The following is a 23,026-nucleotide window of genomic DNA, read 5'->3' on the forward strand; positions in this document are numbered from 1 at the left end:
CCAACCAAAACTGTCAACGCCTAATCTGACTTTCTTGAACTTTTTTTGACAAGTTTCCACAGCCGGCACGTTTTCCACGGTTTGTCCTTATATATGCAGCGCTGTCTGCGCTCCTTACAGATAAAGAGGAGCCACAAACCGGCCTCATTAATACAATAGCGTCCGCGCAAATTGAAAATCAGCCGGCAAAGCGCTGTGAATAACGAAAGCCTGCCCGCTTATCGTTGACTTAACGCATTGTGGCAGGCAAAACTCAAAAGCCCGCTTGAGGGACTTCCATAATAAAGGAAGACACCACGTCGGACGGCAGTCATGCTGTTTTCTGAAAAATGATGTTCACGCACCTTTATGTGCGACCAGATTTGAAGAAGGGCCTACAAGAGCAGCATGAAAGAACTGGGGCCGAACAATCTCGATCCAGGTGACGAGCCCCCGCTCACAGTCGGTGGACGGCGGCGTCCGCCTGACAGACGTGAAGTTTCGGCACGCTGGCTCGCTGGGACATTCCTCACAGGCGTTACATCTTGCATGCTGATCGGCGTTGCATTGTTTGCGGCTCTTGATGGTCGTGAACAATTGGCGACCCCGCCCGAAATTCTCGCGCGCAATGATATGCCGGGTGTCGTCAATGACACCAATGTCACCAAAGGCGCGCGACTTGTAAGCACCATCTCCAAACAGAAGGCCAACGACCGGCGTCGCTTCGACCTGTCGACCATGCAAAAGGTCGGTGAGCGTGAAGTTATCCGCACGCGTCCTTTTGAACTGGTCAGCATGGCGCTGGCCGTGGACCATCCGTCCAGCCGAAAATATCCGGCATTCGATGCAATGGCTATTTTCTCGGAAGGGCCGGCCGCGCCGCAACCCGCTGATGCCAGCCAGATTTATGGTGCCAAGGTTGAAAGCGAAGTCAGCCTGAAAGTTGCCGATTTTCCACTTAACAGTGCGACATTCGATCCTTCGAATGATCTGACCGTCGATGAAGTGGAAAAGGTCGTTCGCGACACCGGTGTTTTGCTGACCGACGGTGACGTTCAGGTTGCCTCTCTGCATTATGTCGATCCGGCGCGTTTTGGCGGTACAGATTCTTCTTTCGCACTCAGTCCTGCCCTTGGTGTGAAAATCACGCAGGAAAATGTCACTGTTTCCCAGCGCGCCGACGATGAAGAGGCCACGGATGGCTTCTCGGAAGAATTGATTCCTTTCCGTCAGACGATGGAAATCGATCAGGCGCTGCAAAATGCGGGCTATACCGGTGATGATGCTGCCAATATGGCCGATGCGCTCACCAAATTATTGAATTCGCCGCGCCTTAAAGAAGGCAGCGTGCTGCGTATCGGCACAGAAACGCAGGATGGCGAGGACCGCATCGTCAGAGCGAGCATTTATCATCGGACAACGCATCTGGTGACCGTCTCCCTCAATGATCGCAAGCAATATGTACCATCCGATCAGCCGGAAGAAACGCCACTTCTCGCATCTGCCTTTGATGGCGATGCACCACCAACTGCGATTCGCGGCAATCTCCCAAGTGTCTATGATGGCATCAGCCGCGCAGCACTCGCTTATGGCATGACGGAAACAATGCGCGAGCAGCTCGTCAAAATGCTGGCGACTGATGTCGACCTTCAGGCGCGACTTTCGCAGAGTGACAATATCGATGCCTTTTTCTCGCTTCCCGATGATCCGGAAAAGAGCGAAGTCGATTCGCAGCTGCTTTTTGTTTCAGCCACCTTCGGCGGCACAACACGAAAATTCTATCGTTATCAGGCACCGGACGGGGCCGTCGATTATTTCAATGAAGACGGCAAAAGCGCGAAGCAATTCCTGTTACGCAATCCTGTTCCAAATGGTGTGTTCCGTTCTCCCTTCGGCATGCGCCGGCACCCAATCCTTGGCTATAGCCGAATGCATACGGGCGTTGACTGGGCCGCACCGCGTGGCACGCCGATCATCTCATCGGGTAATGGTGTGGTGGAAAAGGCGGGATGGACCAACGGTTACGGCAATCAGACTTTGATTCGTCACGCCAATGGCTATGTCAGCAGCTACAGTCACCAGAATGCAATTGCGCGCGGCGTAACGGCTGGCTCGCGTGTACGTCAGGGCCAGGTGATTGGCTATGTCGGATCAACCGGACTGTCGACCGGTCCCCACCTTCACTACGAACTGATCGTCAACGGAACCAAAGTTGACCCGCTGCGTATCCGCCTGCCAGACAATAAAGCACTCAAAGGCAAAGAGCTGGAGGCTTTTAAACAGGAACGCGACCGAATCGATACGCTTCTGGATACAGAAGACACAGGAAATGGCACAAAGCTCGCGTCCAGCGGATCAGCAAAGAGCTAATAGTTTCTTCGCTCACAGCATTTGGTTGTCCAACTTAAGAACTCACCAAACACGAAAGCGCGGCGCATCTTTCAGAATGCGCCGCGCTTTGTTTGTATCAGGAGCTGTTGCCCCAGCTTAATCCGTGAATTCCACCGTCACGCCTGCTTTTACAAGCTTGGCCAGCTCTTCGGCATCCCAGTTTGTGAGACGCACGCAGCCATGACTGGATGTCTTGCCGATGCGTGAAGGTTCAGGCGTTCCGTGAATGCCATAAGTTGGTTTGGAGAGGGCGATCCAGACAGTGCCGACAGGGCCGTTTGGACCCGGGGGAATCGTCAGAACCTTGTCATTGCTGCCTTGTTTGAAGTTGATCTTCGGATTGTAGGTGTAGTTCGGATTGATGGCGATACGCTGTACCTGCACAATACCCGATGGTGATGGCGTATCCGACGAACCGATCGTCGAAGGATAGGCAACAACCAGCTTGCCGGTTTCATCATAGCCGCGCACCTGTTTGCGCCCTTTATCGGCGATGATTCGCGCAACTTTTGTGCGAACTGGCTTTCCCAGATTTGGGACTTTAATGATCGAGCCCGGCTGGTTGAAGTTGACGCCCGGATTGATCTCTTTGAGATAAGCCACGTCTATATGAAATTTCTCGCCGAGCATTTCCGTAACAGACGTATAGGCCATGGCCGGAAGCTGTGCTTTATGTGCGTAATCGTCCGGAATAGATGCAACATACTGGCGGCCGACATCTTCATTGGTGATCGCATATTCGGTGAAGGCTGCGCCGCCGGTCGCTTCCAGTTCGGCATTGATCGCAGCGTCATCCTTTGGATTGAGTATCTTGCCAGTCATCTCGCCAAAAGCTGCAGCAGCCTTATCCACATTGCTGCCCGAGCGACCATCGATGACGCCCGGCGATGCACCAGCCCGATCCATCAGAATCTGATAGGCGGCGATCTTTTCCTTGGCTCCCTGCCCTTTCGGCATTTCAATGGCTGGAGTCATATCATCAACGTTGGGTACAGCATGCGGTTGCATCGACGGCTGCTCATACCCCTGATCGCGATTGATGCTGGCAGTCGGAGATTCCGTGTCAGGATATTCAGTGCCAGAGGGTGGCAACTCGGACCGTTGAACCTGTCCATCACGATTATAATCGTAAGCAGGTGCGGAAGGTGCTTCCGGATAATAATTCGGATCTTCCGGCACATTGCCAAAGCCGTCATATGGCGCACCGCCACCAACCGGGCCATCGGACCAATTTCCACCTTGCTGACCACCACGCGCATAACGGTCGGATTCGCGCGGATCTTCAATGCTGATGACACGTCCGCGACGATCTAACGTGACCTGACGGCCATACTCATCTGTGTAGACCCGCACGCCCCGATCTCCGGCCCGATCTCCGGTTTGATCACGACTACGATCTCGACCCCAGTCGAAAAGCTGAGCCATCTGTACGGGCTGCGAAACATTGCTCGACGCATCGCGCTCCGCCGCATGGGCCACCGCCCCCGCTGCAAGAATGATTGCAGAACCGAACAATCCGAAGCGAAGCATGCGTAAGAGATGCGACATGTAGGAAACCCTGAATGATCTTAGGCCGTATGGATGCAGTTATATGGTTAACAATTGTTTATTCAATAACAGCAAATGCCAGATGAACTGGACATGAAGATGGCCATAAATGCCGTTCATCCTTACAGAAAAAAGAAAAAGCGCCACAATCGGATGACTGCGGCGCTTTTCAAAATTACGCGTCAGACTTTACGCGTCTGCGTTTTCCTTCTCGGGCTCACCTTCAACTGCCACGCGAATCGCGCGGAAGTTGAGACGATCTGAGCCGGGCAATATCTTGACGATGGAACCATCAAGAATATCGCCAAGCAGAATACGCTCGGCCAGCGGGTCCTGAACTTCCTTCTGGATAACGCGCTTCAAAGGACGCGCACCATAAGCCGGATCATAGCCCTTGTTGGCCAGCCATTCGCGGGCATCGTCTTCAAGCTCCAATGTGATCTTGCGATCATGAAGCAAAGCCTGCAAACGCTTCATCTGGATGTCGACAATCGAGCCCATATCGTCGCGACGCAACCTGTGGAACAGGATGATTTCGTCGACACGGTTCAGGAATTCCGGACGGAACGCAGCCCGAACGACACCCATCACCTCATCACGAACGATTTCGACGTCGTCCTTCTCACCAAGATTGACGAGATATTCGGCGCCAAGGTTCGAAGTCATGATGATGACCGTGTTGCGGAAATCGACCGTACGGCCCTGACCATCAGTAAGACGTCCGTCATCAAGTACCTGAAGCAGCACGTTGAACACATCCGGATGTGCCTTTTCGATCTCGTCGAACAGGATCACCTGATATGGCCTGCGGCGCACAGCTTCTGTCAGAACACCGCCTTCTTCATAGCCAACATAGCCAGGAGGTGCACCGATCAGGCGGCTCACGGAATGCTTTTCCATGAATTCCGACATATCGATACGCACCATTGCCGTGTCGTCCTGGAAAAGGAACGACGCCAGTGCTTTGGTCAGCTCGGTCTTGCCCACGCCGGTTGGTCCGAGGAAAATGAACGAGCCGATTGGCCGGTTTGGATCCTGAAGACCTGCACGCGCCCGACGCACGGCTCGCGAAACTGCCTGAACAGCTTCACCCTGGCCGATAACCCGCTTGCCGATCTCGTCTTCCATGCGCAAAAGCTTCTCGCGCTCGCCTTCCAGCATGCGTTCAACCGGAATGCCGGTCCAGCGGGCAACAATCTGCCCGACATGTTCAGGCGTTACAGTTTCCTCAAGCAAAGAGCCTTTGTTCTCGCTGCTTTCGGCGTCCAAAAGCTGCTTTTCAAGCTGCGGGATCGTGCCATAAGCAAGCTCACCCGCCTTCTGAAACTCGCCGCTGCGCTGCGCGATAGCCAAAGCATTGCGCGCTTCTTCAAGCTTACCCTTCAAATCTGCCGCAAGTCCAAGCTTCTGCTTTTCAGCCTGCCATTTCGCTGTCAGTTCAGCCGATTCCTCTTCGAGATCAGACAGCTCTTTTTCAAGGCGCTGCAAACGATCTATTGAGGCCGCATCGGTTTCAACCTTCAGCGCTTCGCGTTCGATTTTAAGCTGCATCGCGCGGCGGTCGATCTCGTCGAGTTCTTCCGGCTTGGAATCCACCTGCATACGCAAACGCGACGCGGCTTCATCGACAAGGTCGATGGCCTTATCGGGCAAGAACCGATCTGTAATGTAGCGGTTTGAAAGCGTTGCCGCAGCCACAAGTGCCGAGTCGGAGACGCGAACCTTATGGTGCTGCTCGTACTTTTCCTTCAAGCCACGCAGGATCGAGATGGTATCTTCAACCGTAGGCTCATCGACAAATACCGGCTGAAAGCGACGCGCAAGAGCTGCGTCCTTCTCAACATACTTGCGATATTCCTCAAGCGTTGTCGCACCAACACAGTGCAATTCGCCACGAGCAAGCGCTGGCTTAAGCAGGTTCGATGCATCCATCGCACCATCAGATTTGCCAGCACCAACGAGCGTATGCATTTCGTCGATGAACAAAATGATCTGTCCGGCAGCCGTCTGAACTTCCGAAAGCACTGCTTTCAGACGCTCTTCAAACTCACCACGATATTTCGCACCGGCGATCAGCGACCCCATGTCGAGCGCCATCAACTGCTTGTCTTTGAGTGATTCCGGCACGTCGCCATTGACAATACGAAGCGCCAGACCTTCCGCGATTGCAGTCTTACCGACGCCTGGTTCACCAATCAGAACCGGATTGTTCTTGGTACGGCGCGACAGAACCTGAATCGTGCGACGAATTTCTTCATCACGACCGATAACCGGATCGAGCTTACCCGCACGCGCATCTTCCGTCAGATCGCGCGCATATTTTTTAAGCGCATCATAGTTGCTTTCAGCTGAAGCCGAATCGGCCGTACGCCCCTTACGCATATCGTTGATGACCTTGTTGAGCGCTGTTGGTGTTACACCTGCAGCGGCCAGAATTTCGGATGTTTTAGCGGATTTCTCAATCGCAAGTGCAGTGAGAAGTCGTTCGACCGTGACAAAGCTGTCGCTCGCCTTGCTGGCAAGCTCTTCGGCCAGGGTAAAAACCTTTGCCAATGGCTGCGAAAGATAAAGCTGGTCATTGCCGCCACTTACTTTCGGCAACTTCTCAAGCGCATTCTGCAATCCGAGCCGCACATCAGCGATACGACCTCCAGCACGCTCGATCAGAGATGCTGCCAAGCCTTCTTCGTCATCGACGAGGACTTTCAGAAGATGCTCAGGTGTAAACTGCTGATTGCCCGATGAAAGAGCAAATGTCTGGGCTGACTGGATAAAACCACGAACCCGTTCAGTGTATTTTTCAATATTCATGATGTCTCCTTTTCCTTCCGACCCGTTCTGGCATCGAAAGATATTTGGTGACGGAGCCCCCGAATTCGGCAGACTCCCCAGAGCGCATCCCGAAAAAAGTGTGAAACGGTTTTCGGAAAAGATGCGCGTTAAAATGGTCCGGGCACCGATCTGACAAAATCAGATCGAAGCGCGCTCCATCCGTCAAATCATATGGGAAGATAGAGCGTTTTCGGCAAGACCGGAAACACTACAAACGCGCAAATAAAAAATGGCGCGGAGAACCGCGCCATCTTTGATAATCAATCATTTGCAGTTTTCAGATCAAGCGTCGGAATCCACAGTTTCGGCAACCGGTGTATCGCCAGCGCCTTCATCCTTGGCAACACGACGTGGACGACCTGGACGACGCGTGGTGCGGCGGACAGGTGCTTCTTCCTCAGTAGAAGAAGCTTCAACCGGTGCTTCAGCCACTGGAGCAGACTTCTCCACGACAGGAGCCGTTTCTTCCGCAACCTTGGCAGGCTTTTCCGCACGTGCCGGCTTTTCAACAACCGGTGCCGGAGCTGCTACTGCTACTGGAGCTGGCTGTTCGTCAGCTGCAGCAACCGGTGCGTCTACAGAAGGCTGTTCCGAAGCATCGTCCGCATTAAAACGTTCGCGCTGTGGGCGGCGACCGCGGCCAAGACGACGCTGATCGCGCCCATCACGTGGCTGCGAGCGGTTTTCCGAACGGTTCTCACTGCCTTGTTCGCCATAGACGACTTCAGCAGGCGTACCTTCGATAACAGGCTGCGGGCCCGAACCGTTTACTGGCTGAGGTGCGGAAGCGACTTGAACAAAGCCGTTTTCATTTTCATTTTCATCTTCATCACCACCGTCATTGTCGAAGTTTTCTTCGCGCTGATACGGAATGTTCTGCTGCGCCATAGCAGCCATGATGATGCGATTGTAATGTTCTGCGTGCTGAAGATAATTTTCAGCGATGACACGATCGCCGGACGCCTGTGCGTCGCGAGCCAATGTCGTATATTTTTCTGCAATATGTTGAGCATTGCCGCGGATTTTTACGTCCGGACCATTGCTTTCATAATTACGCGACAGAGGATTGGGGCCCTTGCGGTTATTGTTGTTATTATTATTATTGTTATTCCCCCGTCCGCGCATGCGCCTGTTCTGCTGTGCTGGCCTCATAGTCATCTCTTTTCAGATTAAAGGGCGTAAAATTCCCGTAGCGTAAAGCCACCGGCTTCGCATTATCGAGCCATGGAGGAAGCACACCCTAAAACTTCCCACACATCGAATGGTTCTGAGTTCCGCGCTGTCCATTAAAGACAACACGAACCTTTCGGGTTGGCATTTTGCAAGACCCGATCCGAAAAGACGAACTTCTCGGAACTATTTTTGAAAGTCGTGCACTTCCGTACTAACCATCCCATGAGAAAAACTCTCACGGGAGCATGACCCAAAGTCGTCATGGAGCATTTCCGCCACCGCCCTCAAGCGGGCAAAACCATTCTGGCTGTATACGGTGGCTGGAAACTAAACGGCTTCGCCGTAAATTCCAAGCGCTTTTTTAGTATCATCGAGCGTTTTTTACAGCGCATCCCGAAAAGTGTGAAACGGTTTTCGAACAAGATGCGTGTTGCGATAAACTGTTGGAACGTCAATCTGATTCAAACAGATCAAACGTCACTCCGACACTCGTTCGATTAAAAGCCCGTTGCGTCTTTGTGCGTGAAAACCATGGCCCTTCTGTGGCCACCGAAATCACTCGCACTATTGGTCAGATGAAAATCGGCGCTTTCAAAAAGCGCCCTAACATCGTCAAACTGGCCTGCACCAATCTCGACGGCAACTATTCCATCTTTATATAAGTACTCGGCAGCGTGCTTTGCAAGAGCACGATAGAAATCAAGTCCATCCGCTCCCCCATCCAGAGCTGCCACAGGATCATGTTCGCGCACTTCTCGCGAAAGATCTGCGATGTCATCATGTGGAATATAAGGGGGATTTGAAACAATAAGATGAAACCGACCATTCACATTGGAAAACCAGTCGCTTTTCAGCGCTGCAAATCGGTTGGTTACACCATTCAGGGCCGCATTGATCCGCGCGATGGTAAGCGCTCCATCCGAAACATCCAGTCCGATGCCGTGGAGTTTTTCAAACTGGTGCAACAGTGAAATCACAATGGCGCCGGTGCCTGTCCCCATATCGAGCATCATTGCCCGGCCATGTTGGGCGATCAGCTTTTCAAGATAGGGCGAAACCAGCTCAACCAGTGCTTCGGTATCCGGGCGAGGCTCAAGCGTTTCAGGGGAAAGCCGGAAGGGCAAACCGTAAAATTCGCGCATACCGATAATGCGGTGCACAGGTTCGCCTGCTAACCGGCGCTCCAGTGCGTCATTCAATTGTGCAACCTGCACGTCCTCAATGAGCTTTTCGGGTGAGGAAATCAGATCAAGCTGGGTTGCGCCAGTGATCCATTCGACAAGAAGCCGAGCGTCGAGATCCGGCGTGTCGAACGGATCGCCGGCGCAACGCAGCCGTTTGCGGCTTGATGCCATAAGATTATCAAGGCGTTCGCCGCTCACGCGTTTTCGCCCAGTTCCATCAGGAGTGCGGTCTGGTGATCGGAGATCAACGCATCAACCAGTTCGTCAAGCTCACCCATCATGACACGGTCAAGCTTGTAGAGTGTCAAATTGATACGGTGATCGGTAACGCGCCCTTGCGGAAAATTATAAGTGCGGATGCGCTCCGAACGATCGCCTGATCCCACCTGACTGCGGCGCGATTCCGAACGTTCGCTATCGGCCTTCTGCCGTTCCATATCGTAAAGACGCGCACGCAATATCTGCATGGCGCGCGCGCGGTTCTGGTGCTGCGATTTTTCCGCCTGCACCACCATGATGCCCGTTGGAATGTGGGTGATACGCACAGCCGAGTCAGTCGTATTGACGTGCTGGCCACCGGCACCAGAAGCGCGCATCGTATCGATACGGATATCCTCATTGCGGATTTCAATGTCGATATCTTCAGCTTCCGGCAGAACAGCAACGGTCGCAGCGGATGTATGAATGCGTCCACCTGCTTCGGTTTCCGGCACGCGCTGCACGCGGTGCACACCTGATTCGAATTTGAGCTTGGAGAAGACCCCTTTGCCCGAAACCGTAGCGATGATTTCCTTGTAACCGCCTGCGTCACCCTCGCTGGACGATACCAGCTCAACGCGCCAGCCTTTTTCAGCGGCGAAACGCTCATACATGCGGAAGAGATCACCTGCGAAAAGCGCTGCTTCCAGTCCGCCTGTACCGGCGCGGATTTCGAGGATGGCGTTCTTCTCGTCGGCCGCGTCTTTCGGCAGAAGAAGAACCTGCACTTCCTGCTCCAGATTTTCAATCCGCTCAAGAACGCCCGGCAATTCTTCTGTCGCAAGCGCCCGCATTTCGGCATCGGTCGATGCGTCATCGCGCATTGTCGTCAAATCACGCGCTTCATTCCGCGCATCGGTCAGTTCACGGATTTTGCCTACAACTTCCTGAAGCTCCGAATATTCCGACGCAAGCTTCACATAGGTTTCCGAATCCGGATTGTTCGCCATCTGGCTTTCAATCATCGAGAACCGCTTCAGAAGCTGGTCCATCCGGTCCTGTGGCAAGGCGATCATTGTTATGTCCTAATCAAAGCATTCCCAGCAAAAGTGCGAAGCGGTTTTGCGTCAGGATAATGCATAAATACAAAGAGCAAGCAGCGCGTGAATAAGCGGTATTGGGTGCCGCACACAATGCGCGGCACCCAAATAATCCATGCAATTTTCTACGCTATAGCGGAATATCGTTGTCTTCGGCAAACTGAAGCAGCAATTCGCGCATCGAATGTGCGCCATTGGGCTTGTCCAGCTTCTCGTTCAGCAATGCATTGAGCTTGCTCACATCAAGTGCACCAAGCATCGCCTTCACTGGACCGATATTGGCCGCCGACATGGAAATCGAACGGAAGCCAAGGCCCAGAAGCGCCATCGCCGTCAACGGACGCCCAGCCATTTCACCGCATAATGTAACCGGCTTTCCATGGCGATTGCCAGCAACGACAATATGACGAAGTGTGCGCAGGAAGGCTGGAGAAAGCTGATCGAAGCGACCGGAAATCAGTGAATTTCCGCGATCGACTGCCATCAAAAACTGGAACAGATCGTTGGAACCGACCGAGACGAAGTCTACAATCGCCATCAACTCATCAAGTTGCCACAGAAGTGCTGGCACTTCGACCATAGCACCGAGCTTGAGATTAAGCGGCAGCGTATGCGCAAAGCGGGAAAGATGACGAACTTCGCGATCAATGATCTCGCGTGCAGCCTTCACTTCGCTGACCTCTGTTACCATCGGCAGCATGATTTTAAGTTCACGTCCGCCAGCAGCCTTCAGCAGTGCGCGCAACTGCGTGCGCAGCAATCCCGGGCGATCCAGCGTCAGGCGTATTGCACGCCAGCCGAGCGCCGGGTTTTCTTCCTGTGCCGTGGCACGGAAATATGGAAGCACCTTGTCGCCACCAATATCCAGCGTTCGGAAGGTCACAGGCTTGTTGCCTGATGCTTCGATAACCGAACGATAAAGCCGTTCCTGCTGTTCTGCACGCGGGAAAGTCGATGCCACCATGAACTGAAGTTCAGTACGGAACAGACCAATACCGGCGGCACCCGATGCCGCAAGCTGCGGCAGATCCACCAGCAGACCGGCATTCATCAGCAATGAAATATCAACGCCGTCTTTCGTCAGAGCAGGTTTGTCACGCGATTCGCGATACAGCGCCTGACGACGGGCACGGAAGCGAACCTTTTCCGCATAGGCAGTTTCAACATCGGCCTGCGGACGCAGATGCACAATGCCTTCATCGCCATCGACAATGGCCGCATCATTGTTTTCAGCCATGGAAACAGCGCCCTTGGCCTGCCCCACAACCGGAATACCCATAGCGCGTGCGACGATAACCACATGGCTCGTCGCAGCGCCATCTTCCAGTACCACGCCGCGCAAGCGCTCACGCGGATAATCAAGGAGTTCGGCAGCACCCATCGAACGCGCAACAATAATCGCGTCCTTGGCGAGCGATTCGGCCATGGTCTTTACATCGCGTCCCATCAGCTGACGCAGCAAACGATTGGCCAAATCATCGAAGTCTGACAGGCGCTCACGCATGTAAGGATCGGTCAGATGCACCATGCGGGCACGTGTGTCGCTCTGAACCTTTTCAACAGCCGCTTCAGCAGTCAAACCGTTGTGAACCGCTTCTTCCAGACGCCGCACCCAACCGCGATCATGGGCAAACATGCGATAGGCTTCCAGCACTTCACGATGCTCGCCTTCGACAGCTACATCGCGGCGCGAAAGCATGTCATCAATGGAGATGCGCAAAGAACCGAGCGCGTCTTCCAGCCGGATCAGCTCAGCCTGACTGTCTTCATTGAAGAGGTTCGTTACAACGATACGCGGTTCATGCAGCACGACATGACCGAGGCCGATGCCATCATTGAGCGCATTGCCAGTCACACTCATCGGACGACCAAGATCCAGTTCAATGCCTGGACGCGCGAAACGCAGACCGTCTCCCGTCGCAATGATTTCGGCCAGAACCATGGCTGTCGTTTCAAGTGCTTCTACCTCGTCCTCACGATACGCGCGCTTGGTCTGATTCTGGACAACAAGAACGCCTAAAGTGCGGCCAGCGCGAAGCACAGGAACACCGAGGAATGAATTATAAGCTTCTTCGCCCGTTTCCGGCAGGTAGGCAAAAGCCGGGTGGCTCTGCGCATCCGTCAGGTTCAAAGGACGCGCGCTGGCAGCAATAGTGCCGACAAGGCCCTGCCCCAGACGCAATTGCGCCAGGTGGACGGATTGTGGATTAAGACCTTCGGTGGCGTAGAGCTCAAGCACGCCATCCGCGCGAAGAATGTAAAAGGAACAGACTTCCGCGACCATGTTTTGCGCGATTTCACGGACAATCCGGTCAAGACGCTCCTGCGGCTCCAGCGGCTCCGCCATCAATTCGCGCAGCCGCTTCAACAGCACGCGGGGACCGGTTGTCAGATCACGCATGATCGTCGGAGGCTCCTCATTCTGGTACAGGCTTAGCTTGTCGCAAAGCCAGTTCCCATTACCCGCCTGCGAAGCGTTACGCCAAATCCTTTGTGAGCATTTTTGACACGCGCGTCTAGTCTCTTCGTCAGAAAATCTGACAACTTGTATAATAAGACAATGCCGCTCCCAAAAGAGGTGAGCGGCATTGTTTCAAAACGGGTCTTTATCCTGCAGCCTTGCAGCCGGCTAACAATCCGTCGAAGGACAGATTATTTATCAAGGCCATAAACGCCATGCAGTGTGCGCACAGCGAGTTCAGCGTAAGGCCCGTCAATCAGGATCGAAATCTTGATTTCCGACGTGGTGATGGCACGAATATTGATGCCTTTTTCAGCAAGCGCCTTAAAGGCTGTTGCCGCAACACCTGCGTGGCTGCGCATGCCAATGCCGATGACCGAAATCTTTGCAAGACCCGTTTCCGACTGGATATGATCGGAGCCGATTTCAGCCTTCACTTTATCGAGAACGCGCAGTGCCTTATCGATATCGCCGGTTGGAATCGTGAAGGTCATATCGGTTTTCGAGCCGTCTTCCGACACATTCTGCACGATCATATCGACATTGATGTGCTCTTCGGCCAGAGGTCCGAAAATCGCGGCCGAGATGCCTGGCCGGTCGGCCACGCGTCTGAGCGAAATCTGAGCCTCATCCTTCGCATAAGCGATACCAGTGACGACCTGCTGTTCCACGATTTCATCCTCGTCGCAAATGAGCGTTCCGGGTGGGTTGATTGGATCATCCATGCCCGGTGCATTGGGGTCCGTAAAACTTGAGCGCACGAACGTGCGAACTTTATGTACCATGGCAAGCTCAACCGAGCGCACCTGAAGCACCTTGGCACCAAGCGAAGCCATTTCCAGCATTTCTTCAAATGTAATGCGGGAAAGGCGCTTGGCCTTGGGTTCAATGCGTGGGTCGGTCGTATAGACGCCATCGACATCAGTATAGATGTCGCAACGATCCGCCTTCACACCGGCCGCAATCGCAACTGCAGAGGTATCCGAGCCACCGCGGCCCAGTGTTGCAATACGATTATCAGGGCCGATGCCCTGGAAACCTGCAACAACAGCTACCTGTCCCATTTCCATCCGACGGATGATTTCCGAACCGTCGATTTCCTGAATACGGGCAGCACCGTGAGCATTATCGGTCTTGATTGGAATCTGCCAACCCTGCCACGAACGTGCATCAATACCGATGGCCTGAAGCGCGATGGCCAGAAGGCCGCTCGTCACCTGCTCGCCGGACGCAACAATCGCATCATACTCGCGTGCATCATAAAAAGGAGAGGTGCCGCCGGCGACCCTGGGCATGCTCTGCACCCAATTGACCAGCTCGTTTGTCTTGCCCGACATGGCCGAGACAACAACGGCAACCTGATTGCCGGCATCGACTTCACGTTTGACGTGGCGCGCCACATTAGAGATGCGTTCCAGATCGGCCACAGAAGTGCCGCCGAATTTCATCACGATGCGCGCCATTTAAGGATACGTCCCGTCTTTTGAAAAATTACACTAATGCCTGCCGAAACCTTATTTTCTTGCGACAGACAAACCCGGGGTCACATAGCTAATATGTCGCGCTTCCGCAAGGGTGTGATTCCCGTGAAACAATAATCAGCGCTCAGGATCGGGAATTTGATTTGATCCTTGACTTTAACACGCTACCTTGAGAGCAGGACTGATAAGCCGCATCCGCTGGAGAATGACATGACAGAGACTGCCCGCACCACGATCGATGCTTCCGAAATCGAGCATTTTTCGCGCATTGCTGCGCAATGGTGGGACCCGCAGGGCAAGTTCCGTCCGCTGCACAAGTTCAATCCGACACGGCTTACCTATATCAAGGAAAAGGTCTGCGAAAAGTTCAATCGCGATCCAAACAGCCCACGTCCGTTTGAAGGTCTGCGGTTTCTCGATATTGGCTGCGGCGGCGGTCTTCTGTGCGAACCAATGTCACGTCTTGGTGCGACGGTGATTGGTGCCGATGCATCCGAAACCAACATCGAAGTTGCAAAAATTCACGCCGCCCAAAGCGGCGTTGAGGTCGATTATCGCGCGACTACAGCCGAAGCTCTGGCTGAGGCTGGCGAGAAATTCGATGTCGTGCTCAACATGGAAGTCGTCGAACATGTCTCTGACGTCGATCTGTTCATGTCTGCGACCAGCGAAATGGTGAAGCCGGGCGGACTTATGTTCGTGGCCACCATCAACCGTACGCTTAAAGCCTATGGCCTTGCTATCCTTGGTGCGGAATATGTGCTGCGCTGGCTGCCACGCGGCACGCATCAATATGAAAAGCTGGTACGTCCGGAAGAGTTGGAAGCGGCATTTTCCAAGGCTGGACTCACCCTCATCGACAAGCTTGGCGTCACGTATAATCCGCTTGCTGACAGCTGGAGCCGCTCGCGTGATACCGATGTGAACTACATGGTTCTCGCTGAACGCCCTGAATAGTTAGTTGTAATCAGCGCTTCTGTGCTTTCGTCGTCAGCGCCACACCAAAGGCGATGACGACCGCACCGATCCATGTGAGCGGCGGATAGTTTTCGCCCAAAAACAACGTGCCGGAAATCAGACCGAGAGCTGCTGCAACATAACCGATCTGGCTGAGATAAACCGGCCCGCCGACAGCCTGTAAGCGGAAGAACAGAGCGAACATGCTCGCCGATGCGATCGCCTGCGCGACAGCTGTCACTGGTGCAAGTGCCAATGTTTCTATCGGGAAATTGCCGTTAAACAGGAAAATGCCCACAAAGAGCATCACGGCCGCGGCCAGATGACTTCCGGCAGCAAGCTCGGTCGGGTCTGCATGTTTGGGCCAGTCAAGCGTACGATAGACGTTCCCCATCGCCAGAAAGACTGGAATCAGCAGGGCGAGCCCAATCCACAAAGGATCAGCAGGCTTGCCCACTTCTCCGCGTGTCATTGCCACCATAATCGCGCCGATGAAACCGGCGACGATACCTGCAATGCCAAGCCCGTTAGGGCGACGCAGACCAAATCCCATTGAGATCACCAGCGTCATGACTGGCGAAAGCGTGTACATGATTCCCGTGAAACCAGCTCCAAGACGCGGGATGGCGGACAAGATCAGGAGATTGGGGAGTGCGTAAGAAATCGCAGCCGTGCAGATATAGTAACGCAGCTTGCCGCCTGAAAATCCAACCCGCTTTTTACTCAAAAGCATAACCAGCAGCAGAATGATCCCAGCACTTGCCGAAAACAGGAATGTCCACATTGCGGGCGGTACACCGGCTTCCGCAGCAATTTTCCCCAAAGGCAGAATGAGGCCCAGCAAAGTGCCTGTGGCAAGCAACAGGAAAGGCGCAGAATCCATAAGTTTCATGCGCCAATCCCTTCACGCAATTCGGTCAGAGCGGTTCCAGTCGATATCGAAATGTCGGAACCGCGCTATCTATCTGTTCTGGGTATAAACCTCGGGGCAAAAAACGCCCTGCGCTTTTGCCAGAAATGCCCATTTTTAAAGGCCAGCCCCAGATAGCATCGCGTTTAATTTTTGTCTTCGGGAAAAACCGGGAGCGGCATCACATCTACGCCGTCATCTATCAGTGAGTGCACATCTTCACGCGTTGCTTCGCCATAAATCCCACGTGCTTCGGTCTCACCGAAGTGGATTTTCCGTGCTTCTTCGGCAAACTGGTCGCCAACATAATCGGCATTGTCGCGCACCTTGCGGCTTAGCTCGCGCATTTCATCCAACACCTGCTTTTGCGCCTCACCAAGCGCCCCCACACGAGCCATGGCCATGGCGTCCTTGGCGCGCCCCGTCGAGACGGCGGGCGCCATAAGCGACTTCTGCACTTGCAGCGATCCACAGGACGGACAGGATACAAGTTTGCGCTCCGCCTGCCGATCGAAATCGGCATTATCGCGGAACCAGCCTTCAAACTCATGGCCGTGATCGCAATGAAGCGAAAAGCGGATCATGGATTATGCGTCCTCTTTCTCTTTTGCAGAAACTACCTTTACCGAAAACTCACGCGCATTTCTGAGGTTGGGCACTTTGGCGCGTGCGCTCGCACTTTCGGCAATATCGATATCTGCAACAATGACCGCAGGTTCATCATGAGCCGCTTCCGCCAGAACCTTGCCCCATGGAGAGACGATCAGCGAATGGCCATAAGTTTCACGGCCATCCTCATGCAGACCACCCTGCGCAGCTGAAATCAGGAATGCACCATTTTCAATAGCGCGCGCACGCTGCAAAACATGCCAGTGAGCTTCACCCGTCTGCCTGGTAAACGCGGCCGGGGCTGTGATGACATTGGCACCAGCCAGCGCCTGTGCACGGAAAAGCTGCGGGAAACGAATATCATAGCAGACAGCCATGCCGACATTGGCAAAGGGCAGTTCAGCAATAACGGTTTCCTTGCCCGGCTCATAGGTTGCCGATTCGCGCCAGCTTTCGCCATTGTCGAGATCGACATCGAACATATGCACCTTGTCATAGGTCGTAATCTTTTCGCCGGAAGGCGCGAAGATACAGCCACGATTGGCGATCTTGCCATCGCCTACATCAATGGCCGTCGAGCCTATATGCAGAAAAATGCCGTGCTTTTTTGCAAGTGCAGAGGCTGCCTTGAACACGAGATCATTGCTTTCATCGCGCAAGCTGGCGAAAAACGCGGTCCGGTCACGCATCAGCGCACCAGTCATCTCGGGGGTCTGCACATAATGAGCACCCTGGGCCACAGCATCAGAAACCAGTTTGTCCAAAGCCTCGACATTGCGAACAATATCTGTACCCGAACGCATCTGGACAGCGGCGGCGCGAAAAGTGCTCATTGGTATCTCCCCCATTCAAGAGCGCATCCCGAAAAGTGTGAGGCGGTTTTCGGAAAAGATGCACGTAAAAACAAATGATTAGCGCGCCGATCTTTTACAATCAGATCGAAACGCGCTCTGACTTAGTTCAATTCGCCGCTTGCAAGCAGGCCATCCAGTTTGCCCTGATTATCAAGCGCGAAAAGATCATCGCAGCCGCCGACGTGAACAGAACCAACAAAGATCTGCGGGAAGGTATTGCGGCCCGAACGCTCTTGCATTTCTGCACGCAGTTCAGGTGTAGCGCCTGCGTTGATTTCGTTGAACTTAACGCCCTTGTCATTGAGAAGCCCCACCGCACGTGTGCAATAAGGGCAGCCCGGGCGGGTATAGATGGTAACATCAACCATAAAAAACTCCATTCGTTGCCCACTATATAAGTTGCAACGTCCCGATCTGGAAGCCCCTCATATCCTCACAAAATCGTATTTATGAATCTGGCAACACGCGACTGAAGGTCAGTACGTCGACACTCTTCGCCCCGCCACGAAGCAAGGCGCGCGTTACAGCCTTTACGGTCGATCCGGTGGTATAGACGTCATCGATCAAAAGGACCCGCCGCCCTCGCACGTGAATATTGTGTTCTTTCGGGACACGAAACGCGCCATCGACATTACGTTTTCGTTCTTTCAAACCAAGACCGATCTGTTGATCAGTGCGGCGAATACGCGTGACCGCCTGCGGCGCAAAAGGCTTGACGCTCAGCTCTGACAAGGTTCGTGCCAGTTCTGCCGATTGATTGAAGCGGCGCGACCAGAAGCGCCACCTGTGCAAGGGCACTGGCAAAATGACATCGCAGTCATCCAGCAATTCTCGCCCTGCCCGCTGCATCCAGCGCGCCATCCACGGCGCAAGATCAGTACGGTCATGAAACTTGAGCGCCACTGCCATACGCTGTGCCGCTCCCCGATGCAGCACGGCCGATCGCAAACGGCGAAATGGCGGAGGATCAGCAATAGCCTCCGCGCTCATGAAATTCTCGCCAAAATCATGATTGAACGGAATACCCAGCACCGGACAATAAGGTTTTTCGATAAAGCGTAATTGCGACCAGCATTGCGGACATAGTGTTCCAGGTTCGGAAACCTGTGTGCGACAGCCGATACAATTTGCTGGAAACAAAATGTCAGAAGAATAGCGCAGCCCGCCACGAACAACGCTGAGTGTGTTCGATTTAATCCTGTACAACAAGCTTTGATGCGATCCGTCGTCATCTGCCATTGCATTCGCCCCCGTTCGAATGCATCTAACCACTTGCTCTCATGCATTCTCCTACGCAAAATCGCTTCGCACTTTTGCTGGAAATGTTTCTATTCTACCTACGCGTACTCGAAAGAGAAGACGGAATCGCAATGGCCGCTCCCTCATCTGCCCCCACACACGAAAGCGCGATATTTGATCGCGATCTTTTGCTGGCCTTTCGTCGGCGCGCATTCAGACGTGCTGAACCGGGCGCAGATTTTCTCTTGCGACGCGCTGCCGAAGATCTTGAAGACCGGCTGGATGCTGTCGAGCGCCGGTTTCCAGTTGCTGTCGACCTTGCAGGGCATAATGGATCTGCCGCAGCGGCCATTGCCCGATCGGGAAAAGCCGATCTGATCCTGCGGGTCGAACGGGATGAGGCTTTCCTGAAAGGACCTTTTGCTGCAATTGTTGCGGATGAAGAAATTCTGCCGCTTAAACCCGGCAGCGTCGATCTCATCGTTTCGCTCATGTCTTTACATGCGACCAATGACACGCCGGGCACCATGGTACAGATTGCGCGCGCGTTAAAACCCGACGGTCTTTTCCTCGCGGCACTGAGCGGTAACGGCACACTGGGCGAATTGCGCGAAAGTCTTTTGCAGGCAGAGATTGAACTGACTGGTGGCGCTTCTCCACGTGTCTTTCCATTTGCCGATGTGCGTGATGTAGGTGGTCTTTTACAACGCGCAGGCTTTGCACTTCCGGTGACGGACGTTGAAAACGTCACCGTACGCTATGATTCAATTTTCAATCTGATGACCGACCTGCGTGCTATGGGTATGCAGAATGTATTGCGCGACCGCTCGCGCAAGCCGGTATCGCGTCGACTTTTCCTGCGTGCTGCCGAAATTTATGCGGAACGCTTCAGTGATCCCGACGGACGCATCCGCGCCTCTTTCTCGACAATCTGGCTGTCCGGTTGGGCACCGCATGAATCACAGCAGAAGCCACTCAAGCCCGGCTCCGCCAAGGCATCACTGGCTGATGCGCTCAAAAATGTGGAATAGGGTATTTTCAGCAAATGTGTGAAGCGGGTTTGCGACCGGAGATATGCAAATCCGCTAGCTGATCAGCAATCGCCTGTATGGCTGCCGTCTGGATCAATGACACAGATGGGGCGCACAGGTGCTTTGCGGGAAACAACAGGATCACGCTTGATTGACCCGGTCATGGTACGATCAATGCCATCCGGCAGCACAGATTGTGCGGCAACCTTATTGGCCTGATCGTTTAAAACCGGCACGATGATCAGCGCGAGGGCCACTGCGGCAGACCCAAAAAGAAGAACAACGCGCAAAATGCCGCGACCAGCTTTCGAGAGTGGCCCCGGCGTATATTCATTATGATCTGCACTGAAATAATTATTATCGAAACTCATGGGACAAACTCCGGGGACTTATCCCAGAGAATGCCGCAGCGGAGTGAATCATCAATTAACGCAGGCTATAAATCGTAAGGAATTGTCAGCTATTTTCAGACTTTCCACAGCTCATAAAAGATCGATCAAAAACGGGATCAGCGGCTCATCGGCAGGCGGCATCGGATAGTCGCGCATGTCCTTTGGCCGAACCCATTTCAACGCCTGCCCTTCAAGCCCTTGTGCATCGCCCTCAAATCGACGGCAGACATAGAGCGGCATCAGCAAATGAAAGTCGTCATAGGTGTGGCTGGCAAAGGTGAGCGGCGCAAGACAGGCCACCTTTGTCGTAATACCAACCTCTTCCTGCAACTCACGGATCAGCGTTTCTTCGGGCGTTTCACCCTGTTCAACCTTGCCCCCGGGGAACTCCCAGAGACCGGCCAGCGATTTTCCTTCCGGCCGCTGTGCCAGCAGCACACGTCCATCAGCATCCACAAGCGCACAGGCCGCAACCAGCACGATACGGCGGGCTTTCGTCTCAGTCATTTTTCATTGCTCTCCCGGTAAGCGTAACGATAGGCTTCCTGAAAGCCGAAGCGCTGATAAAGCGCAAGTCCCGCAACATTGTCCGCCTCGATTTGTAGCCATGCCTTTTTGGCACCGAGGCTCGCAGCCCATTTCAGCGTTGAACCAATGATGGCTCGTCCATAGCCATTGCGACGTGCATCAGGCAATGTTCCCACATCGAAAAGTCCGGCCATCACGCCATCCTGCACGCACAGCACATTGGAAACAGCGCGTCCGCCCTCTTCCAGAACAAACATGCCCTTGTTCGGGCGAATGCCGTCGAGCAGTTCCGAGAATCCCGGACGAAGTTCTTTGGGGCGTCCGTGAATGGTTACGGATGCTTCGACAAAGCGGCCGATATCTTTGAGCGGTATCTGATCACGAGCGTCCGACAGATCAAGTTCTTCCAGATTGGAGGTCATGACGATGGTTTCGTCCTGACGCTTCCATCCCAAGCCTTCCAGATAATCTTCAAGTTCGACCGGAGCGAGCGGCGAGAGCCGGAAACAAGGCACACGTCCGTAAGCGCGAAAGCGCTGCGAAGCCAGTTCGATACGCGCCGGAATATCCCGCGTATCACCCGGATCGAGCGGATTGACCGAGTTGAGGCGCTTAGATGGGTGCGCTGCCGTCATGCGTATCGCCCATGTCCCGTCATAATGAACGGACGTGGCAGGCCATGCACGAAAGCCCACGGCCTCAAGCTGGCGGACGATAGCAAGACTTGGCATTTTCAAACTTTCTCTCCAAAGTCAGCGGAACGTGAAATTCGGTATCTCACTGTGCCGCATATCGTGATTAACTGCGATAATCACCGTTGATCGCAACATATTCCTTGGTCAGATCGCACGTCCAGACTGTTGCCTTGCCGTTGCCGATCCCCAGATCAACACGGATGAGGATATCTTCGCCTTGCATATAGGCGGAGGTTGCATCTTCGGAATAGGCCGGGTCACGTTCGCCCTGATGCGCAACACGAATATCGCCAAACCAGATGGCCAGCAGATCGCGATCAGCCGGTTCCCCGGCTTTGCCGACAGCCATCACAACTCGACCCCAATTGGCGTCTTCGCCGGCAACAGCTGTCTTGACCAGCGGTGAATTGGCAATGGAAAGCGCGATTTTCTTGGCGGATGCTGCGGACTTCGCGCCAGTCACCTCAACTTCGACCATCTTGCGTGCGCCTTCGCCGTCACGCACAACCTGAAGCGCCAGCGATTTCAGGACACGTGCAAGTGCCTTTTTGAAGTCACCAAGGCGTTTGTCAGCAGCATCTGTAATTTCCGGTGCGCCGCGTTCGGCAGCAGAACCCGTTGCAAACAGCATCAGCGTATCAGAGGTGGAGGTGTCGCTGTCGACTGTGACAGCGTTGAAGGTCGGGCCAACACCTTTGGACAACAGGATTTGCAATACATCGGACTTGATCGGTGCATCTGTAACGACGAAGGAAAGCATGGTCGCCATATCCGGCGCAATCATGCCCGCACCTTTAGAGATGCCGTTGATCGTTACCGGAACCTGACCGAGTAGCACCGTTTCAGTGGCCACTTTCGGATAGGTATCGGTGGTCATGATGGCTTTGGCGGCTTCCGTCCAGAAATCATCGCTGGCCGAGTTTGCCATATCGCTCAAAAGGCCTGAGAATTTCGACGCATCAAGTGGCTCGCCGATAACACCAGTGGAGGCGAGAAACACATCGGTCGTATTGCAGCCAACAGCTTTCGCGGCGGCTTCCGCCGTTGCTTCCGTCGCTGCACGGCCCTTAAGACCGGTAAAAGCATTGGCATTGCCAGAGTTGACGACCACTGCACGCGCTTTGCCGTGCACAAGATTGCGACGACAGAAATCGACCGGAGCTGACGGGCAGAGCGAGCGGGTGAAAACACCTGCTACTTCTGCGGGTTTGTCGAACACCATGAGCATGACATCCGTGCGGCCCTTATACTTGATACCGGCAGCAGCAGTTGCAATGCGCACGCCGTGAATGACCGGCATGGACGGATAATGTTTGGGGGCGAGCGGTGATACGGACGCAGACATGAGTGCCTCTGAAGAGATGCTATTGATTCTGCCGCATTGGAAATGTTTGCAGCGTAAAATCAAGCGATAACTAAAGCGCGCCCCAAAAAACGTGAAGCGGTTTTCGGACAAGATGCGCG

19 protein-coding genes are annotated in these 23,026 nt (G+C 53.9%); 3 read left to right on the forward strand and 16 right to left on the reverse strand.

Annotated elements, in window-relative coordinates; genetic code table 11:
- Positions 1–387 precede the first annotated feature (387 nt).
- Positions 388–2,349 (forward strand): M23 family metallopeptidase, encoded by a 1,962-nt coding sequence (locus CEV32_RS17095; protein ID WP_094578333.1) that lies wholly within the window; start codon positions 388–390, stop codon positions 2,347–2,349.
- 117 nt (positions 2,350–2,466) lie between these two features.
- Here the strand turns inward: CEV32_RS17095 and CEV32_RS17100 are convergent, their stop codons facing one another.
- The 7 genes from CEV32_RS17100 to CEV32_RS17140 all read right to left on the reverse strand — a co-directional run bounded on the left by CEV32_RS17100 (position 2,467) and on the right by CEV32_RS17140 (position 14,329).
- Positions 2,467–3,918, reverse strand: coding sequence for a L,D-transpeptidase (locus CEV32_RS17100; protein ID WP_094578334.1), 1,452 nt, complete (start codon positions 3,916–3,918; stop codon positions 2,467–2,469).
- 189 nt (positions 3,919–4,107) lie between these two features.
- Entirely contained in the window at positions 4,108–6,729 is a 2,622-nt protein-coding gene (gene clpB / locus CEV32_RS17105; protein WP_094578335.1) for an ATP-dependent chaperone ClpB, read from the reverse strand.
- A 303-nt stretch (positions 6,730–7,032) separates the two neighbouring features.
- Entirely contained in the window at positions 7,033–7,902 is an 870-nt protein-coding gene (locus CEV32_RS17110; RefSeq protein ID WP_094578336.1) for a DUF4167 domain-containing protein, read from the reverse strand.
- 518 nt (positions 7,903–8,420) lie between these two features.
- Positions 8,421–9,278: a peptide chain release factor N(5)-glutamine methyltransferase gene (gene prmC / locus CEV32_RS17125; protein ID WP_094579142.1), complete on the reverse strand. Its 858-nt coding sequence runs from the start codon at positions 9,276–9,278 to the stop codon at positions 8,421–8,423.
- A gap of 23 nt (positions 9,279–9,301) precedes the next feature.
- Positions 9,302–10,381, reverse strand: coding sequence for a peptide chain release factor 1 (prfA, locus tag CEV32_RS17130; RefSeq protein ID WP_094578338.1), 1,080 nt, complete (start codon positions 10,379–10,381; stop codon positions 9,302–9,304).
- A 154-nt stretch (positions 10,382–10,535) separates the two neighbouring features.
- Positions 10,536–12,806, reverse strand: coding sequence for a phosphoenolpyruvate--protein phosphotransferase (gene ptsP, locus CEV32_RS17135; RefSeq protein ID WP_094578339.1), 2,271 nt, complete (start codon positions 12,804–12,806; stop codon positions 10,536–10,538).
- A gap of 251 nt (positions 12,807–13,057) precedes the next feature.
- Positions 13,058–14,329, reverse strand: coding sequence for an aspartate kinase (locus CEV32_RS17140; protein WP_094578340.1), 1,272 nt, complete (start codon positions 14,327–14,329; stop codon positions 13,058–13,060).
- A 228-nt stretch (positions 14,330–14,557) separates the two neighbouring features.
- On the opposite strand from CEV32_RS17140, the gene ubiG reads away from it, so the two are divergent.
- Entirely contained in the window at positions 14,558–15,304 is a 747-nt protein-coding gene (ubiG, locus tag CEV32_RS17145) for a bifunctional 2-polyprenyl-6-hydroxyphenol methylase/3-demethylubiquinol 3-O-methyltransferase UbiG (protein ID WP_094578341.1), read from the forward strand.
- Between the two features lie 10 nt (positions 15,305–15,314).
- Here ubiG and CEV32_RS17150 read toward each other — a convergent pair whose 3' ends face one another.
- The 5 genes from CEV32_RS17150 to CEV32_RS17170 all read right to left on the reverse strand — a co-directional run bounded on the left by CEV32_RS17150 (position 15,315) and on the right by CEV32_RS17170 (position 18,916).
- Complete coding sequence (locus tag CEV32_RS17150) at positions 15,315–16,196, reverse strand: DMT family transporter (protein WP_094578342.1); 882 nt, start codon at positions 16,194–16,196, stop codon at positions 15,315–15,317.
- Positions 16,197–16,360: 164 nt separating this feature from the next.
- A complete protein-coding gene (locus CEV32_RS17155) occupies positions 16,361–16,798 on the reverse strand; it encodes a DUF1178 family protein (RefSeq protein ID WP_094578343.1) in 438 nt (145 codons plus the stop codon).
- Between the two features lie 3 nt (positions 16,799–16,801).
- The gene (locus CEV32_RS17160; protein ID WP_094578344.1) at positions 16,802–17,656 is read right to left on the reverse strand and encodes a carbon-nitrogen hydrolase family protein; all 855 of its coding nucleotides are present in this window, start codon (positions 17,654–17,656) and stop codon (positions 16,802–16,804) included.
- A 122-nt stretch (positions 17,657–17,778) separates the two neighbouring features.
- Entirely contained in the window at positions 17,779–18,045 is a 267-nt protein-coding gene (gene grxC / locus CEV32_RS17165) for a glutaredoxin 3 (RefSeq protein ID WP_094578345.1), read from the reverse strand.
- Positions 18,046–18,124: 79 nt separating this feature from the next.
- The gene (locus CEV32_RS17170) at positions 18,125–18,916 is read right to left on the reverse strand and encodes a ComF family protein (protein WP_094578346.1); all 792 of its coding nucleotides are present in this window, start codon (positions 18,914–18,916) and stop codon (positions 18,125–18,127) included.
- Between the two features lie 131 nt (positions 18,917–19,047).
- On the opposite strand from CEV32_RS17170, the gene CEV32_RS17175 reads away from it, so the two are divergent.
- Positions 19,048–19,947, forward strand: coding sequence for a methyltransferase domain-containing protein (locus CEV32_RS17175; RefSeq protein WP_094578347.1), 900 nt, complete (start codon positions 19,048–19,050; stop codon positions 19,945–19,947).
- 62 nt (positions 19,948–20,009) lie between these two features.
- Here CEV32_RS17175 and CEV32_RS17180 read toward each other — a convergent pair whose 3' ends face one another.
- From CEV32_RS17180 to argJ, 4 genes are all read right to left on the reverse strand, one after another.
- Positions 20,010–20,318, reverse strand: coding sequence for a hypothetical protein (locus CEV32_RS17180; protein WP_094578348.1), 309 nt, complete (start codon positions 20,316–20,318; stop codon positions 20,010–20,012).
- A gap of 111 nt (positions 20,319–20,429) precedes the next feature.
- Positions 20,430–20,846 carry an 8-oxo-dGTP diphosphatase MutT gene (mutT, locus tag CEV32_RS17185; protein WP_094578349.1) on the reverse strand — a complete coding sequence of 139 codons (417 nt, stop codon included), beginning with the start codon at positions 20,844–20,846 and terminating at the stop codon, positions 20,430–20,432.
- Positions 20,843–21,598 carry a GNAT family N-acetyltransferase gene (locus CEV32_RS17190; RefSeq protein WP_094578350.1) on the reverse strand — a complete coding sequence of 252 codons (756 nt, stop codon included), beginning with the start codon at positions 21,596–21,598 and terminating at the stop codon, positions 20,843–20,845. Before CEV32_RS17190 ends, mutT begins: the two co-directional genes overlap by 4 nt.
- A 67-nt stretch (positions 21,599–21,665) precedes the next feature.
- Positions 21,666–22,907 carry a bifunctional glutamate N-acetyltransferase/amino-acid acetyltransferase ArgJ gene (gene argJ, locus CEV32_RS17195; RefSeq protein WP_094578351.1) on the reverse strand — a complete coding sequence of 414 codons (1,242 nt, stop codon included), beginning with the start codon at positions 22,905–22,907 and terminating at the stop codon, positions 21,666–21,668.
- Positions 22,908–23,026 lie beyond the last annotated feature (119 nt).

It is taken from the genome of Brucella rhizosphaerae, from assembly GCF_002252475.1.
Classification (GTDB): domain Bacteria; phylum Pseudomonadota; class Alphaproteobacteria; order Rhizobiales; family Rhizobiaceae; genus Brucella; species Brucella rhizosphaerae.

Coding starts and splice junctions, on each gene's coding strand:
- CEV32_RS17095 (WP_094578333.1), top strand. CDS start 388: ATGAAAGAACTGGGGCCGAACAATCTCGATCCAGGTGACGAGCCCCCG.
- CEV32_RS17100 (WP_094578334.1), bottom strand. CDS start 3,918: ATGTCGCATCTCTTACGCATGCTTCGCTTCGGATTGTTCGGTTCTGCA.
- clpB (WP_094578335.1), bottom strand. CDS start 6,729: ATGAATATTGAAAAATACACTGAACGGGTTCGTGGTTTTATCCAGTCA.
- CEV32_RS17110 (WP_094578336.1), bottom strand. CDS start 7,902: ATGAGGCCAGCACAGCAGAACAGGCGCATGCGCGGACGGGGGAATAAC.
- prmC (WP_094579142.1), bottom strand. CDS start 9,278: ATGGCATCAAGCCGCAAACGGCTGCGTTGCGCCGGCGATCCGTTCGAC.
- prfA (WP_094578338.1), bottom strand. CDS start 10,381: ATGATCGCCTTGCCACAGGACCGGATGGACCAGCTTCTGAAGCGGTTC.
- ptsP (WP_094578339.1), bottom strand. CDS start 12,806: ATGCGTGATCTGACAACCGGTCCCCGCGTGCTGTTGAAGCGGCTGCGC.
- CEV32_RS17140 (WP_094578340.1), bottom strand. CDS start 14,329: ATGGCGCGCATCGTGATGAAATTCGGCGGCACTTCTGTGGCCGATCTG.
- ubiG (WP_094578341.1), top strand. CDS start 14,558: ATGACAGAGACTGCCCGCACCACGATCGATGCTTCCGAAATCGAGCAT.
- CEV32_RS17150 (WP_094578342.1), bottom strand. CDS start 16,196: ATGAAACTTATGGATTCTGCGCCTTTCCTGTTGCTTGCCACAGGCACT.
- CEV32_RS17155 (WP_094578343.1), bottom strand. CDS start 16,798: ATGATCCGCTTTTCGCTTCATTGCGATCACGGCCATGAGTTTGAAGGC.
- CEV32_RS17160 (WP_094578344.1), bottom strand. CDS start 17,656: ATGAGCACTTTTCGCGCCGCCGCTGTCCAGATGCGTTCGGGTACAGAT.
- grxC (WP_094578345.1), bottom strand. CDS start 18,045: ATGGTTGATGTTACCATCTATACCCGCCCGGGCTGCCCTTATTGCACA.
- CEV32_RS17170 (WP_094578346.1), bottom strand. CDS start 18,916: ATGGCAGATGACGACGGATCGCATCAAAGCTTGTTGTACAGGATTAAA.
- CEV32_RS17175 (WP_094578347.1), top strand. CDS start 19,048: ATGGCCGCTCCCTCATCTGCCCCCACACACGAAAGCGCGATATTTGAT.
- CEV32_RS17180 (WP_094578348.1), bottom strand. CDS start 20,318: ATGAGTTTCGATAATAATTATTTCAGTGCAGATCATAATGAATATACG.
- mutT (WP_094578349.1), bottom strand. CDS start 20,846: ATGACTGAGACGAAAGCCCGCCGTATCGTGCTGGTTGCGGCCTGTGCG.
- CEV32_RS17190 (WP_094578350.1), bottom strand. CDS start 21,598: ATGCCAAGTCTTGCTATCGTCCGCCAGCTTGAGGCCGTGGGCTTTCGT.
- argJ (WP_094578351.1), bottom strand. CDS start 22,907: ATGTCTGCGTCCGTATCACCGCTCGCCCCCAAACATTATCCGTCCATG.